This window comes from Pseudomonas entomophila, assembly GCF_023277925.1.
Classification (GTDB): Bacteria; Pseudomonadota; Gammaproteobacteria; order Pseudomonadales; family Pseudomonadaceae; genus Aquipseudomonas; species Aquipseudomonas entomophila_D.
Genome location: NZ_CP063832.1, coordinates 773759 through 788525, shown reverse-complemented (window position 1 = coordinate 788525; position 14767 = coordinate 773759). Strand labels below are relative to the sequence as shown.

Here is a 14767-nt window from a genome sequence, read left to right as displayed (position 1 = left end):
GCCGGTTCGCCAGCAAGGCTGGCCCCTACAGGGATAGCCCTACTCACTCACACAGGACCGGCCCCATGAGCAACGAGAAGTATGAGCAAGGCCTCGCCATCCGCACCCAGGTGCTGGGCGAGGACTACGTCAACCGTTCCCTGCACAACGCCGACGACTTCACCAAGCCCCTTCAAGACCTGGTCACCGAGTACTGCTGGGGCCATGTCTGGGGCCGTGATGGCTTGTCGCTCAAGGAGCGCAGCATGATAAACTTGGCGATGATTTCCGCGCTCAACCGGCCCCATGAGCTCAAGCTGCATATCCGCGGCGCCCTGCGCAATGGCCTGAGTCGCGAACAGATTCGCGAGATCCTGCTCCAGGTCGGCATCTATTGCGGCGTGCCCGCGGCGGTGGACAGTTTCCGCCTGGCCCGCGAAGCGTTCGCCGAAGCCGACGCGGAGCAACCCCGTTAACCGCGGGCTGTGCGAACCACGGCAAGGAGCAGCCCCACGGTTCGTGGTGCTGCGCGAACCTGGCGCAACAGCCTCATACAGAGCGCCCCTGATGAAACGCCAGCCCCTCGACGACAGCTTCAAGGTCAACCGCAACCCCGTCACCCTGCGTGAAATCGTGCTCGACAAGCTGCGCGGCGCGATCATGAACTTCCACCTGCTGCCCGGCGATCGCCTGGTCGAGCGCGACCTGTGCGAGCGCCTGGGTGTCAGCCGCACCTCCGTGCGTGAAGCCCTGCGCCACCTGGAATCCGAAGGCCTGGTCGAGTTCGCCGACGCCAAGGGCCCGCGCGTGGCCATCATCACCCTGGAGGACGCCCGCGACATCTACGAGCTGCGTTGCGTGCTCGAAGGCCTGATCGTCCAGCTGTTCACCCTCAACGCCAAGACCAAGGACATCCGCGCCCTGGAGCGCGCCCTGGAGGTCAACCGCGAAGCGCTGGAGGAAGGCGAGCTAGCCCAGGTGCTCGACTCGGTGCAGGGTTTCTACGACGTGCTGCTCGAAGGCTCCGGCAACCAGGTTGCCGCCCAGCAGCTGCGCCAGTTGCAGGCGCGCATCAGCTACCTGCGCGCCACCTCGGTGTCCCAGCAAAACCGCCGTGGCGCCAGCAACCGCGAAATGGAGAAGATCGTCGAGGCGATCAAGAGCGGCGACCCCCAGGCCGCGCACCAGGCCTCGGTCGACCACGTGCGCGCCGCCGCCAAGGTGGCCCTGGACTACCTGCGCCAGAAACAGGACGACAACGCCAAGGTCCGCGAGATCGTCGAACCCCTGCCCCTCAAGGACCCTCGCATAGGCCGCTGACCATGCCCACCGCCCCGCGCTACTGCCCACATTGCACAATGGAACTGGCCCGGGGCGTCCCCACTGGCGACACCCATGAACGCCTGCACTGCACCGGGTGCGGCTACATCCATTACCTCAACCCGAAGATCATCGCCGGCTGCATCATCGAGCGCGACGGCAAGTACCTACTGTGCCAGCGCGCCATCCCCCCACGCCCCGGCACCTGGACCTTGCCGGCCGGGTTCATGGAGGCCGGCGAGACCACCGAGCAGGCGGCGCTGCGCGAGGTCTGGGAAGAGAGCGGCGTGCGCGGCGAGATCGTCTCGCCCTACTCGATCTTCAGCGTGCCGACGATCAGCGAGGTGTACATCATCTTCCGCGCCATCGCCACCGAGGAGACCGGGCAGTACGGCCCGGAGACCCTGGCCTACCGCTTCTTCGCGCCGGACGAGATTCCCTGGGACGAGATCTACTACCCGGCGATCCGGCAAATTCTCGAACGCTATATCCTCGAACGGCAGGCCGGGGTGTACGGGATCTACATGGGCAATGACGACACCGGGAAGGTGCATTTCATTCGCTGAGCCCTGTGCTGACTGCCGGCGAACGCGGCGGTGGGTTTTGAAACAAAACCCTCGCCAAGCACTGCTTCACGGTGCACCCTGATGCTCTCACGTAAATGGACCGGCAAACCTCATGGCGAAATGGCTGGACGGCGGCGGGTTGATGGCCGAACGCATCCGCACCCACGACTGGGCGGCGACCCCGCTCGGCCCGCTGGACACCTGGCCCGATGTGCTGCGCACCGCCGTCGCCCTGTGCCTGGCCTCGCGCTTCCCCCAGGCCGTTTTGTGGGGCAACACGCTGATCACCCTGCACAACGACGCCTTCAGCGCCATCCTCGGTGAAAAACCCTTCGCCCTGGGCCGCCCGTTCAGCGACGTGTGGCAGGAAGCCTGGAGCGAGATCAGCCACCTGGCCGAGCAGGCACTGGCCGGCGAAGCCGTGTACATCGAGGACTTCCCGCTGCTGATCGAGCGCCACGGCAACCCTGAGCGCGCCTACTTCACCTTCTGCTACAGCCCCATCCGCGACCATGAGGGCAAGATCGTCGGCATGCTCGACACAGTCACCGAGACCACCACCAGCGTGGTCGCCAACCACCGCCTGAAGTTCCTCGACAGCCTGGGCCGCGCCATTGCCAACACCAACGATCCTGAGCGGATCATGGCCACCACCACACGTTTGCTAGGCGAGCACCTGCAACTTTCCAGTTGCGCCTATGCGGTCATGGCCGCCGACCAGGACGGCTTCACCATCTGCGGCGACTGGGTCGCGCCCGGCTCGCCACGGCTGCTGGGCAGTTACCACCTGGCCGATTTCGGTGAGCTGGCGGTCAGCCGCCTGCGTTCGGGCCTGCCGCTGGTGATCGACGACAACCTCATGCAATTGCCGGCCAAGGCCGCGGCGACCTTTCAAGCCATCGGCATCACCGCGACCATCTGCATGCCCCTGATCAAAGAGGGTTGCCTGACCGCGCTGATGGCCATTCACGACAAGTCGCCACGTGCCTGGACCCACTACGAACAGATGCTGCTCGGCGAAGTGACCGAACGCTGCTGGGCGCACATCCAGCGGGGCCAGGCCCATGCCGAAGTGCGCGAGGCGTTCGCGGCGCTCGAGGCGCTCAACACGACGCTCGAACAACGCGTCGAGGAACGCACCCGCCAACTGCAGCACACCGAGGCCGTGCTGCACCAGACGCAAAAGCTCGAGGCCATCGGCCAGCTTACCGGCGGCGTGGCCCATGATTTCAACAACCTGCTGACCATCATCCGCTCCTCGATCCACTTCCTGCAGCGCCCCGACCTCGACAAGACCCGCCGCGCCCGCTACTTCAAGACCGTGGCCGACACCGTCGACCGCGGCGCCAAACTCACCGGGCAGTTGCTTGCCTTCGCCCGTCGCCAGGCCCTGAGCCCCCAGGTGTTCGAAGCCGGCCCCAGGCTCGAAGCCATGGCCGACATGCTCGACACCGCCACCAGTGCGCGCATCACAGTTAAGCTGGAGCTGCCCGAGGCCCCCTGCCACATCCACGCCGACCTGGGCCAGCTGGAAACCGCGGTGATCAACCTGATGATCAACGGCCGCGACGCAATGGCCGGCGAAGGCACCTTGTGCCTTCGCCTGGAAGCCGACCAGGCCATGCCCGGGGCACACGAGCAGGCCGGGCCGTTCGCGGCGATCTCGGTGATCGACAGCGGCGTGGGCATCGCCGCGCACCTGCTCGAACGCATCTTCGACCCGTTCTTCACCACCAAGGCTTCGGGCCAGGGCACGGGGCTGGGGTTGTCGCAGGTGTTCGGTTTCGCCAAGCAGTCCGGCGGCGACGTGAAGGTCAGCAGTGTCGAGGGCAAGGGTACGACCTTCACCCTTTACCTGCCCCAGGTAGCCCTGGCCCAGGTGGAGCACGGCGTTGCCGCCACGGTGTTGCCCGCCCATGGCGAACGGCGGCGGATCCTGGTGGTCGAGGACAATGCCGATGTCGGCGGTTTCACCGCGCAGATCCTGCGCGACCATGGCTACCAGATCAGCTGGGTGACCAGCGCCGAGCAGGCCCTGACACTGATCAGCGATACGCCGGTGCCGTTCAATGCGGTGTTTTCCGATGTGGTGATGCCCGGCATGGGCGGCTTGGCGCTGGCACGCCAATTGCGCCAGAGCCACCCAGACCTGCCGGTGATCCTCACCTCGGGCTACAGCGAAGCGATCGCCGAGGAAGGGCACCAGGGGTTCACGTTCCTGGCCAAGCCGTATTCGGCCGAGCAAGTGTGCCAGATGCTGGGGGCGGTGCTGGGTGGGGCGCCGCCGTAGTGGCACATCGCGGATGAATCCGCTCCTACAGGCAGCCGAACCGTGGTGGCACGTTGGGTAGGAGCGGATTCATCCGCGATGCGCCGCGTGGGCGGCGCTCGATCTGACAGGCACTGCGACCCTCTCGCCAGGCACCTTGAAGGCCCACTGCTCACCCCCCAAGCAACCGCGCCAGGCTGCGCGCCAGTTCCTCCTGGCGAAACGGCTTGCGCAGCACCTCGAACCCATGTAGCTCGCGGGGGGTGAGATTGGCATAACCGGTAAGGACCAACACCGGTAAATCCACGAACCGCTCACGCACCTGCCGGGCAAACCGCACCCCCGTCATCCCGACCATGACATGGTCGGTCACCAGCACATCCGGACACAGCCCGCCCTCGAGCCACCCCTGCGCCTGGGCCGCCCCCTCCGCCTCGGTGACCTCATACCCCAACTCACGCAGCAGCAGCACGGTGGCCTGGCGCACCAGCGGCTCGTCCTCCACCAGCAACACCCGGGGCGGCCGCTGCGGGCGTGATAACTCGGCGGGCCTGACAGCGGCTGCCTCGCTGTCACTGACAGGCAGCCACAAGGTCGCTTCGGTCCCCTTCTGCGGCCGCGAGCGAATGCCAAAGCCACCGCCAGACTGCACCGCCAAGCCCTGAACCATCGGCAATCCCAACCCGATGCCCTTGCCCACGCCCTTGGTCGAGTAGAACGGCTCGATGCAGTGCTTCAACACGTCCGCACTCATGCCGCAGCCGGTATCCGCCACCTGCAGCCACACCTGGCGGCCCGCAGCTAGTCCGACGGGCCTGCCAGGCCCCTTCCTGTCGTCATCCAGGCCGGCAACGATGCTCAGGCGCCCACCCTCGGTCATGGCATCACGGGCGTTGGCCACCAGGTTGAGCAAAGCCAGTTCCAGCTGATGGGGGTCGACCAGCACCTGCGGCAGCGCCGCATCGATGCGCACCTGCACGGCGATGGTCGGCCCCAGCGAACGCGCCATCAGCTCGCGCATGCCGTCGACCAGCAGCGCCAGCGAGACCACCTGCGGGTTGAGGGTCTGGCGCCGGGCGAAGCTGAGCAGGCGCCCGACCAGGTTGCGCGCCCGCTCCGCCGCCTGCAGGCCGCCGTCGATCAGGCGGTGGCCCCGCGCCGGCTCGGGGTGGCGACGCAGCAGCTCCAGGGAGGCGATGATCGGCGTGAGCATGTTGTTGAGGTCGTGGGCGATACCGCCGGTGAGCTGGCCGATCATCTCCATCTTGTGCGCTTCATGCAGTTGCTGCAGGCCCGCCTCGCGCTGGGCCAGCATGGTCGCCACGCGCTCTTCCAGGTGTTCGTTGAGCACATGCAGGGCGCGTTCGGCCCGGGCATGGGTGATCGCCGTCCAGGTCTGCTCGGCGGCTTCTTCGGCCAACAGGCATTCATCGTCCAGGACCGGGTGCGCGCCATGGAAATGCACGATCAGCATCGCCTCCAGGCGCTCGGCGCGCAGCACTGGCACATGCAGCGCGGCGCACAGCCCCTCCAGGTGCAACGGGCGTGGCTCGCCCTGCTGGTAGCTGTGCCGGGCGACGTGCCCAGCCTGCATGGCCCCGTACAGGTTCGAGTCGAAGTCCGAGAAGGGGAAGTCGCCCAGCAGCGAGGGCACGCCATCGGCCCATTCGTGGGCGACGCGAAAGCGCTTGCCATCGCCCAGGTGCTCGCCGAAACACACCCGCGCGGCGCCCAGCTCCTCCGCCAGCCGGCGCGTGGCATGCCCTTCGATATGCTCGGCATCGCCCAGTTCGGGCAAGGCCTGGCGCAGTTCCAGGAGGAATGCCTGGCGACGCTCGAAACGCACCCGCTGCGTCGTGTCGGTGACGATGCCCAACACCCCGCCCACCCCACCGTCGGCCTCACGCACGGCGGAATAGGACACATCGAAATAGACCGTTTCGCCCGCGCCGCTGCGCTCGATGTAGAACGGCCGGTCCTTCGCCGAGAATGTGTCGCCCGTTTCGCGCACACCGCGCAGCAAAGGTTCCAGGTCGTCCCACAGCTCGCCCCAGCTTTCCTGCCCGGGCCGCCCCAGCGCGCGGGGGTGCTTGTTGCCGATGGTCGGGAAGTAGGCGTCGTTGTACAGGGCGATGTACTGCGGCCCCCAGAACAGCACGATCTGGGCCTGGGCCGAGAGCAACGTGGCGGTGACCGACTTGAGGCCGGGCGACCAGTCAACCGGCTGGCCCAGCGGTGAGGCGGACCAGTCCATGGCTTGCAGCAGGCCACTGACCACGCCGCCGTGGAGCAGGAAGTTCGCCGCGGGATCGCGGCATTTGGCGGGAGAGTGCCGGGCTGATTTCATGTTGTGCAGGCCATGGTCGATCCTGTCAGATTGCCATCCTTCACAGCGTATGAAATCAGCCGGCGCCAGACGTTCCAATCAATTCGATTGTCAGGCCAACAAAGCGTTCAACGACGCCCTTCGGCCAGCATGCGCAGCGCCAGCCCCGCCAGCACGGTGCCCATCAGCCAGCGCTGAACCTGCTGCCACAGTGGCCGCCCGGCGAGGAACACGGCGATCGAACCGGCCATCATCGCGATCATCGCGTTCACCGTGACGCTGATGGCGATCTGCGTGCAACCCAGCACCAGGGACTGGGCCAGCACGCTGCCGTGGCCCGGTTCGATGAACTGCGGCATCAGCGACAGGTACATCACCGCGATCTTGGGGTTGAGCAGGCTGGTCAGCAAGCCCATGCCGAACAGCCGGCGCGGGCTGTCGGCTGGCAGGTCGCGGACCTGGAACGGCGAGCGACCGCCTGGGCGCAGGGCCTGCCAGGCCAGGTACAGCAGGTACAACGCGCCGCCGATGCGCAAGGCGTCGTAGGCCAACGGCACGGCCATCACCAGGGCGGTGATGCCCAGTGCCGCGCACAGCATGTAGATGACGAAGCCCACGGCCACCCCGCCCAGCGAGATCAGCCCGGCCATGCGCCCCTGGCAGATGGCGCGGGAGATCAGGTAGATCATGTTCGGGCCGGGGGTGAGGACCATGCCCAGGCAGATCAGGGCGAAGGCCAGGAGGGAGGTAGTGTCGGGCATGGGGCACAATCCTTGTGGGGGTGGGAGGCACGAAGTGTATCCGCACATGATCCCGCCTTGAAACGTGTTCCCGAGCCCGGTAACCTCTGCGCGCTGCTGTAAGTCCAGCAGCCGGGTTTGGTAGCCCGCGATCAATCAAGGCGCACAAGCGCCCGCTCTGCGATTCAGTAGGCGCATTTTTTGTGCCCGCTAGTTTCGTTCAATGGCGGCTGTGCGTAGGGCGCACTCGTGCGCGCCGGTTTCCTTGATTCCCGGTCTACCAACCTGCGTACAGCCGTCACCACTCGTTTGGTAGCGATTTGTGACGGCTCCATTGAATCAAGGAGCGACACAATGACAAAAGCCTTACCCGATCCTCCGTCCCGCGCCACCACGGCCCCTTCCAGCTTCGGCAACTGCGAGTGCAGCCACCCTTCCTTGTTCGCCGTGCGCGAAGGTGTCGACCTTGAAGATGCGCTGGTGCATCTCTCCACGCTGCTCAAGGCCGCATTCGCGACCAACCTCAAGGCAATGGAACAGGCGACCGGCACCTGCCGCGACCTGTTACTGGGCAACGACCATGGGCTGGATACCGCCAAGGCGGTGGTCGAGGCGTTGCTCGACGGGCTGGAGATGCAGCAGCTGGCAAAGGCGCGGATGCGCACCGCCTGACTCTCCGCTCCGTAGGAGCCGGCTTTGCCGGCGAAAGGGCCGGCACATCCAGCACAAGAATCAGGCACTGTGCGGTGAAGGTGAGGCCTGTTCGCCGGCAAAGCGGGCTCCTACAGGGACCGGCATGGGGGCCCAATCCGTGTTGGGGAGGCACGAAGTGTATCCGCACATGACCCCGCCTTGAAACGTGTTCCCGAGCCCGGTAACCTCTGCGCGCTGCTGTAAATCCAGCAGCCGGGTTTGGTCACCCGCGAACATCAAGGCGCACAAGCGCCGCATAGCTATTCAGTTGGCGCTTTTTTGTGGCCGGCTGTCTCATGTTATGGCGGCTGTGCGTGGGGCGCCTCCGTGCGCGCCGGTTTCCTTGATTCCCGGTTGACCAACCCGCGCACAGTCGCCACCCCTTCGTTTGGTCACGTCGAGTGGCGGCTCCATTGAATCAAGGAGCGACACAATGACAAAAGCCTTACCCGATCCTCCGTCTCGCGCCACCACGGCCCCTTCCAGCTTCGGCAACTGCGAGTGCAGCCACCCTTCCTTGTTCGCCGTGCGCGAGGGTGTCGACCTTGAAGATGCGCTGGTGCATCTCTCCACGCTGCTCAAGGCCGCATTCGCGACCAACCTCTAGGCAATGGAACAGGCGACCGGCACCTGCCGCGACCTGTTGCTGGGCAACGACCATGGGCTGGATACCGCCAAGGCGGTGGTCGAGGCGTTGCTCGACGGGCTGGAGATGCAGCAGCTGGCAAAGGCGCGGATGCGCACCGCCTGACTCTCCGCTCCGTAGGAGCCGGCTTTGCCGGCGAAAGGGCCGGCACATCCAGCACAAGAATCAGGCACTGTGCGCTGAAGGTGAGGCCTGTTCGCCGGCAAAGCCGGCTCCTAAAAGGAACCGACATGGGGGCAAAATCCGTGGGGGGAGCATGGGCCCCTCAGTGGCGCTGTTACTCGCTCGTTTCCTCCCGCCGATGCGCCCACTGGTATAGCGCCGGCAACACCAGCAAGGTCAGCGCCGTCGACGACAGGATGCCGCCGATCACCACCGTCGCCAGCGGCCGCTGCACCTCGGCACCGGTACCGCTGGCCAGGGCCATGGGGATGAAGCCCAGCGAGGCCACCAGCGCCGTCATCAGCACCGGCCGCAGGCGGGTCAGCGCGCCCTCCTCGACCGCCGCGCGCAAGCCACGCCCTTCTTCACGCAGGTTGCGGATGAAGGCGATCATCACCAGGCCGTTGAGCACCGCCACCCCCGACAGCGCGATGAAGCCCACGCCCGCCGAGATCGACAAGGGGATATCCCGCAGCCACAGCGCCAGCACCCCACCGGTCAGGGCGAAGGGGATGCCGGTGAACACCAGCAGGCCATCCTTGAGGTTGTTGAACATCATCAGCAGCAGCGCCATCACCAGCAGCAACGACACCGGCACCACCACCCGCAGGCGCTCGGCCGCCGATTGCAGCTGTTCGAACTGGCCGCCCCAGCGGGTCCAGTAGCCTGGTGGGATCGGCACCTGGTCGATCAGCGCCTGCGACGCCTCCTCGACGAACGAGCCCAGGTCGCGCCCGCGCACGTTGGCGCTGACCACCACCACGCGCTTGCCGTCCTCGCGGCTGACCTGGTTGGGGCCCAACTGCAGGTTCAGCGTGGCCACTTGCGACAGCGGGATGAAACCGATCTGCGCGGCGCCGTTGCTGGCACTGGCCGGCACTGGAATCAGCAGGCTGGACAAGCCGTCGACATCGGTACGCAAGGTCTCCGACAGGCGCACCACCATGTCGAAGCGGCGGTCGCCTTCATACAGGGTGCCCGCCGTGCGCCCGCCCACGGCAATGGCGATGGCGTCCTGCACGTCGCCGACGTTCAGGCCATGGCGGGCGGCCTTGTCGCGGTCGATGTCGATGGTCAGCACCGGCAGGCCGGTGGTCTGCTCGACCTTCACCTCCGCAGCGCCCGGCACGCGCTGCAGGCGCGTGGCGATCTGCGCGGCGGTGCGGTTGAGCACCTCCATGTCGTCGCCGAACACCTTCACCGCGACATCGCTGCGCACCCCGGAAATCAACTCGTTGAAACGCAGCTGAATCGGCTGCGACAGCTCGTAGTTGCTGCCCGGCACGCTGGCCGCGGCGCGTTGCACTTCGGCGATCAGCGCGTCACGCGGCTTGCTCGGGTCCTGCCACTGCTCGCGTGGTTTGAGCATCACATAGGCGTCGGAAATATTCGGCGGCATCGGGTCGGAGGCGATTTCGGCGGTGCCGGTGCGGGCGAATACCCGCTCCACTTCCGGTACCTGCTGGATGATGGTCTGCTCCAGGCGCTGCTGCATCTCCACCGACTGCGACAGGCTGGTGCCCGGCACGCGCAGGGCCTGCAGGGCGAAGTCGCCCTCGCTGAGGCTGGGGATGAACTCACTGCCCATGCGGCTGGCCAGCACACCCGACAGCAGCACCACAGTGGCGGCGCCGGCGAAGGCCAGGTTGCGGCGCGCCAGCACCCAGTCCAGCACCGGCGCGTAGCGACGGCGGGCGGTGCGCATGACCACGCCCTCTTCCTCTTTCACCTTGCCGGTGACGAACAGCGCGAGCGCCGCCGGCACGAAGGTCACCGAGAGGATCATCGCCCCCAGCAGCGCCATCACCACGGTGAAGGCCATGGGGTGGAACATCTTGCCCTCGACACCGGTGAGGGCAAAGATCGGCAGGTACACCACCATGATGATCAGTTGCCCGTAGATCAGCGGCCGACGTGCCTCGCGGGCGGCGGCGAACACCTCGTGGAAGCGCTCGGAGCGGGTCAGCATGCGCCCGTGATGCTGCTGGGCGTGGGCCAGGCGGCGGATGGCGTTCTCGACGATCACCACCGCGCCGTCGACGATGATGCCGAAGTCCAGCGCCCCGAGGCTCATCAGGTTGGCGCTGACCTTGTTGCTGAACATACCGGTGAAGGTGAACAGCATCGACAGCGGGATGACCATGGCGGTGATCAGCGCGGCGCGGATGTTGCCCAGGAACAGGAACAGCACGGCGATGACCAGGATCGCGCCTTCGATGAGGTTCTTCTTCACCGTGGCGATGGCTTTTTCCACCAGGTTGGTGCGGTCGTACACGGTGACCGCCACCACGCCCTTGGGCAGGCTGCGGTTGATCTCCTCGAGCTTGGCCGCCACGGCCTGGGACACCGTGCGGCTGTTCTCGCCGATCAGCATGAACACGGTGCCCAGCACCACCTCGCGGCCGTTCTCGGTGGCAGCGCCGGAACGCAGTTCCTGGCCCAGGCCGACCTGGGCCACATGGCTGACGCGGATCGGCGTGCCGTCGACGCTGGAAATGACGATGTTGGCGATATCCTCGGCCGAAGCCACCTGGCCTGGGGCGCGGATCAGCAACTGCTCGCCGTTGCGCTCGATGTAACCGGCGCCGACGTTGGCGTTGTTGCGCTCCAGCGCGGCGACCAGGTCGTTGAGGGTGAGCTTGTAGGCCGCCAGGCGCTTGGGGTCGGGGGCAACCAGGTACTGCTTGGCGTGGCCACCGATGCTGTTGACCTCGGCGACGCCGGGCACGTTGCGCAGCTGCGGCTTGATGATCCAGTCCTGGATCACCCGCAGGTCGGTGGCGGTATAGGGCGTGCCATCGTCCTTCAGCGCACCTTCCTTGGTTTCGACCGTCCACAGGAAGATCTCGCCAAGGCCGGTGGAGATCGGCCCCATGGCCGCCTCGATACCCTCGGGCAACTGCTCGCGCGCTACCTGCAGGCGCTCGTTGACCAGTTGCCGGGCGAAGAAGATGTCGGTGCCGTCATCGAAGATCACGGTCACCTGCGACAAGCCCGAACGCGACAGCGAGCGGGTTTGCTTCAGGCCCGGCAGGCCGGCCATGGCGGTCTCGATGGCGAAGGTGATGCGTTGCTCGGTTTCCAGCGGTGAGTAACCGGGCGCGGCGGTGTTGATCTGCACCTGCACGTTGGTGATGTCGGGCACGGCGTCGATGGGCAGTTTCTGGTAGCTGTGGATGCCCACGGCGGCCATCAGCACCACGGCGAGCATCACCACCAGGCGCTGCTCGATGGCGAATTGGATCAGGCGTTCGAACATGTCAGCGTTCCCGGTCAGTGGCTGTGCGCGGCCGAGCCTTTGCCCAGCTCGGACTTGAGGACGAAGCTGCCGGCGGCAGCCACCACGGTGCCGGCGGCCAGCCCCTCGCGAATCTCCACATGGCCGCTGTCGCGGCGCCCAGGCTTGACCGGGCGGGCTTCGAAGCCTTCGTCGTTGCGCACGAACACCACGGTCTGCTCCTCCCAGGTTTGCAGGGCGCTTTGCGGCACCACCACGGCGGCGTCGAAGCGCTCGACGGTGACCGCGATATTCACGAACAGCCCTGGGCGCCAGGCGCCGTTGGGGTTGGCCAGGGTAGCGCGCACGGTGGCGGCGCGGTTCTGCTCACCGAGCAGGCTGCCGACGTAGTTGACCTTGCCCTCGACCTGGGCGCCGAGGTCCGGCGCGCTGACGGTGACGCCACGGCCGCTGACCACCTTGTCCAGATCGCGCGGGGCGACGGCGAAGGTGGCCCAGACCCGGCTCAGGTCGGACAGGGTGAAGGCGTTGCTGGTCTCGTCCACCACCTCGCCCACGGTCAGGTGCTTCTCCACCACCACCGCGTCGAACGGCGCGCGCAGTTCATATCGGTTGCCCTTGCCGGCCGGGGCCACGGCGGCGACCTTCTGCCCGGCGTTGGCGGCGGCGATCTCGGCCTCCTGCAAGGCCTGGCGGGCTTGCAGATAGTCCTGCTCGGCGCTGATGCGCTCTTGCCACAGCTGCTTTTCGCGTTCGAAGGTCAGCCGCGCCAGTTCCAGGCGGCGCTGGGCGGCCTGCTGCTCGCTGCGCAGCTCAGAGATCTGCTGGCTGGCGATCACCGCCAGCACCTGGCCGCGCTTGACCGCCTGGCCCAGCTCGGCGTGCACCGACTCGACCACGCCCGGCACCCGGGGCACCACGTGGGCGGTACGGTCTTCGTCGAAGCGGATCTCGCCGGGGAAGCTGATGGCGGTGCCCAGGGTCTGCGGGCCGGCGGTGCTCAGTTGCACGCCGGCGGCCTGGATCTGCTCGGCGCTGAGGTGCAGCGTGCCCTCCTCCTCACCGTGGCTTTCGCCCTCGCCTTCGGCGGCGCCGTGGCCGTCGTCCTGCTTTTCTTCATGGCCATGGTTGTCGTGCTGGGCCTGGCCGTTGGAGGCCTGGCCGAGGGAGCCGGTCCAGGCCAGGCCACCCAGGCCGAGGGCGGCAATGGCGGCGGCGAGGATGGCGAGTTTGCGTGGGTTGGTCATTGTCGTTCCTGCTGGAAAGGGTCGTCAGTCGAATCGCCGGGGCCGCTGCGCGGCCCTTTCGCCGGCAAGCCGGCTCCTACGGGTCATGCAGGAGCCGGCTTGCCGGCGAACGAATGCATCACCGGCCTACCGCCAGATCGCCGTAAATCCGTTCCACCTGCGCCCGCGCATCAGTGGCCGAAGCCAGTGCTTGCAGGTACAGCCCCCGCGCTTCGATCAGCGTGCGCTGCGCATCGAGCACATCGAGGAACGCGAACTTGCCCATCTCGAAACCACGGGTGGCGGTGTCCACCGCCTGCTGGGCAGCCGGCAGGATGGTGCGGTCGTAGGCCTGCACCTCGCCCATGGCGGTGGCCCATTGCTCCAGGGCGCTGCGGGTATCGCTGCGCAGGCGCAGCTCCACGGCGTTGCGCAGGTCGCGGGCCTGGTCGGCGCGGCGCGCGGCGGCCAGCACGTTGCCCTGGTTGCGGTCGAACAGCGGCAGCGGCATCGACAGCCCGACCACGTTGACCCGCTCGCGGTCCTCGCGGCTGTACTGGCTGCCGAGGCTGACGGTCAGGTTGGGGATGCGCTGGGCTTTCTCCGAGCCCAGGCTCGCTTCGCCGCGCTCGATCTGCGCCGCGGCCAGGCGCCAGTCGACGGTCTGCTCGACCTTGGCCAGCAGCGGCTCGGGCTTGGGCGCCGGCCCCGGTGAAAGGGTCGTGGCGTCGAGCCGGTCGAAGCTTGTCTGCGCGCTGCCGGTCAGGCGTGCCAATGACTGCCAGGCGACGCCACGCTCGGTCTGCGCGCGGCGTACCGCGGCCTGAGCCTGGGCCAGTTGCACCTGGGCGCGGGTGGCCTCCACCGGCGAGGACTGGCCTGCCTTGACCCGCCCTTGCACCACCCGCAGGCCACGTTCGGTCAGCGCCTGTGACTGCTGCGCCAGCTCCAGCGCGGTCTGCGCGCGCAGGGCGGCGTGGAAAGCCTGGATCACGTCGGCGCGCAGGCCGTTGCGCTGGCGCTCCAGCGCCAGCCGGGCGAGTGCCTGGCCGGCCTCGGCGACTTCGATGCGTGCGCCACGCTTGCCACCCAGTTCCAGGGCCTGGCTGAGGGTGACGGTGGTGGTGCTGGTATCGCGACGGGTGTCCTCGACCTCCCAGGACAGCTCGGGGTTGGGGATCAGCCCGGCCTGACGGCGCTCGCCTTCGGCGATGCCGATTTCGCGGCCGACGGCGGCGAGGTCCGGGTTGCGGGCGTAGGCGGCGTCGAGCGCCTGTTCCAGGCTCAGGCCCTGGGCACCGGCGGGGCCGGCCAGGAGCAGGCAGAGCAAGGCGATCTTGCGGGGGATGGGCACGGCGTGAGTCCTCGTCGACAAAGCGGCGGAATGCTTTGGCGTGGGACTCTAGGGAGGGGTGGTTATCGGGGCGGTGGCGGGAAAATTACAATTCTGTAATCAAGCCATGCCGAACGGTTATCTCCGTAGGAGCGGCTTCAGCCGCGATGCAGACAACGCCGTGGCTGGCACCCGCTCCGCGGGTGATCGCGGCCGCTCCTACAGAGAGCGTGCCAAGCAAACCAAGTTCGATAATCGCCCATTATCCA

General features: G+C 67.1%; 10 protein-coding genes and 1 pseudogene. 6 read left to right on the top strand and 5 right to left on the bottom strand.

Annotated elements, in window-relative coordinates:
- The first annotated feature begins 65 nt into the window (after positions 1 to 65).
- From IM733_RS03560 to IM733_RS03545, 4 genes are all read left to right on the top strand, one after another.
- The gene (locus tag IM733_RS03560; protein ID WP_248919563.1) at positions 66 to 455 is read left to right on the top strand and encodes a carboxymuconolactone decarboxylase family protein; all 390 of its coding nucleotides are present in this window, start codon (positions 66 to 68) and stop codon (positions 453 to 455) included.
- Positions 456 to 546: 91 nt separating this feature from the next.
- Positions 547 to 1299, top strand: coding sequence for a GntR family transcriptional regulator (locus IM733_RS03555; RefSeq protein ID WP_248919562.1), 753 nt, complete (start codon positions 547 to 549; stop codon positions 1297 to 1299).
- A gap of 2 nt (positions 1300 to 1301) precedes the next feature.
- A complete protein-coding gene (locus IM733_RS03550; protein WP_248919561.1) occupies positions 1302 to 1865 on the top strand; it encodes an NUDIX hydrolase in 564 nt (187 codons plus the stop codon).
- Between the two features lie 112 nt (positions 1866 to 1977).
- Positions 1978 to 4155 (top strand): GAF domain-containing hybrid sensor histidine kinase/response regulator, encoded by a 2178-nt coding sequence (locus IM733_RS03545; protein ID WP_248919560.1) that lies wholly within the window; start codon positions 1978 to 1980, stop codon positions 4153 to 4155.
- A 151-nt stretch (positions 4156 to 4306) separates the two neighbouring features.
- Here the strand turns inward: IM733_RS03545 and IM733_RS03540 are convergent, their stop codons facing one another.
- Positions 4307 to 6481 (bottom strand): ATP-binding protein, encoded by a 2175-nt coding sequence (locus tag IM733_RS03540; protein ID WP_248919559.1) that lies wholly within the window; start codon positions 6479 to 6481, stop codon positions 4307 to 4309.
- Between the two features lie 107 nt (positions 6482 to 6588).
- The gene (locus tag IM733_RS03535; protein WP_248919558.1) at positions 6589 to 7221 is read right to left on the bottom strand and encodes a LysE family translocator; all 633 of its coding nucleotides are present in this window, start codon (positions 7219 to 7221) and stop codon (positions 6589 to 6591) included.
- A 417-nt stretch (positions 7222 to 7638) separates the two neighbouring features.
- Here IM733_RS03535 and IM733_RS03530 point away from each other — a divergent pair, with 417 nt between their 5' ends.
- A complete protein-coding gene (locus IM733_RS03530; RefSeq protein WP_349292554.1) occupies positions 7639 to 7872 on the top strand; it encodes a hypothetical protein in 234 nt (77 codons plus the stop codon).
- 538 nt (positions 7873 to 8410) lie between these two features.
- Positions 8411 to 8644: pseudogene (locus IM733_RS25590) on the top strand (hypothetical protein).
- 172 nt (positions 8645 to 8816) lie between these two features.
- Here the strand turns inward: IM733_RS25590 and IM733_RS03515 are convergent.
- The 3 genes from IM733_RS03515 to IM733_RS03505 all read right to left on the bottom strand — a co-directional run bounded on the left by IM733_RS03515 (position 8817) and on the right by IM733_RS03505 (position 14519).
- Entirely contained in the window at positions 8817 to 11960 is a 3144-nt protein-coding gene (locus IM733_RS03515) for an efflux RND transporter permease subunit (protein WP_248919554.1), read from the bottom strand.
- 14 nt (positions 11961 to 11974) lie between these two features.
- Positions 11975 to 13186, bottom strand: a complete 1212-nt coding sequence (locus IM733_RS03510; protein ID WP_248919553.1) for an efflux RND transporter periplasmic adaptor subunit — start codon at positions 13184 to 13186, stop codon at positions 11975 to 11977.
- A gap of 118 nt (positions 13187 to 13304) precedes the next feature.
- Complete coding sequence (locus tag IM733_RS03505) at positions 13305 to 14519, bottom strand: TolC family protein (protein ID WP_248919552.1); 1215 nt, start codon at positions 14517 to 14519, stop codon at positions 13305 to 13307.
- Positions 14520 to 14767 lie beyond the last annotated feature (248 nt).

Bases quoted from the DNA above. Each gene is read 5' to 3' on its own strand.
- IM733_RS03560 (WP_248919563.1), top strand. From the start codon at position 66: ATGAGCAACGAGAAGTATGAGCAAGGCCTCGCCATCCGCACCCAGGTG.
- IM733_RS03555 (WP_248919562.1), top strand. From the start codon at position 547: ATGAAACGCCAGCCCCTCGACGACAGCTTCAAGGTCAACCGCAACCCC.
- IM733_RS03550 (WP_248919561.1), top strand. From the start codon at position 1,302: ATGCCCACCGCCCCGCGCTACTGCCCACATTGCACAATGGAACTGGCC.
- IM733_RS03545 (WP_248919560.1), top strand. From the start codon at position 1,978: ATGGCGAAATGGCTGGACGGCGGCGGGTTGATGGCCGAACGCATCCGC.
- IM733_RS03540 (WP_248919559.1), bottom strand. From the start codon at position 6,481: ATGAAATCAGCCCGGCACTCTCCCGCCAAATGCCGCGATCCCGCGGCG.
- IM733_RS03535 (WP_248919558.1), bottom strand. From the start codon at position 7,221: ATGCCCGACACTACCTCCCTCCTGGCCTTCGCCCTGATCTGCCTGGGC.
- IM733_RS03515 (WP_248919554.1), bottom strand. From the start codon at position 11,960: ATGTTCGAACGCCTGATCCAATTCGCCATCGAGCAGCGCCTGGTGGTG.
- IM733_RS03510 (WP_248919553.1), bottom strand. From the start codon at position 13,186: ATGACCAACCCACGCAAACTCGCCATCCTCGCCGCCGCCATTGCCGCC.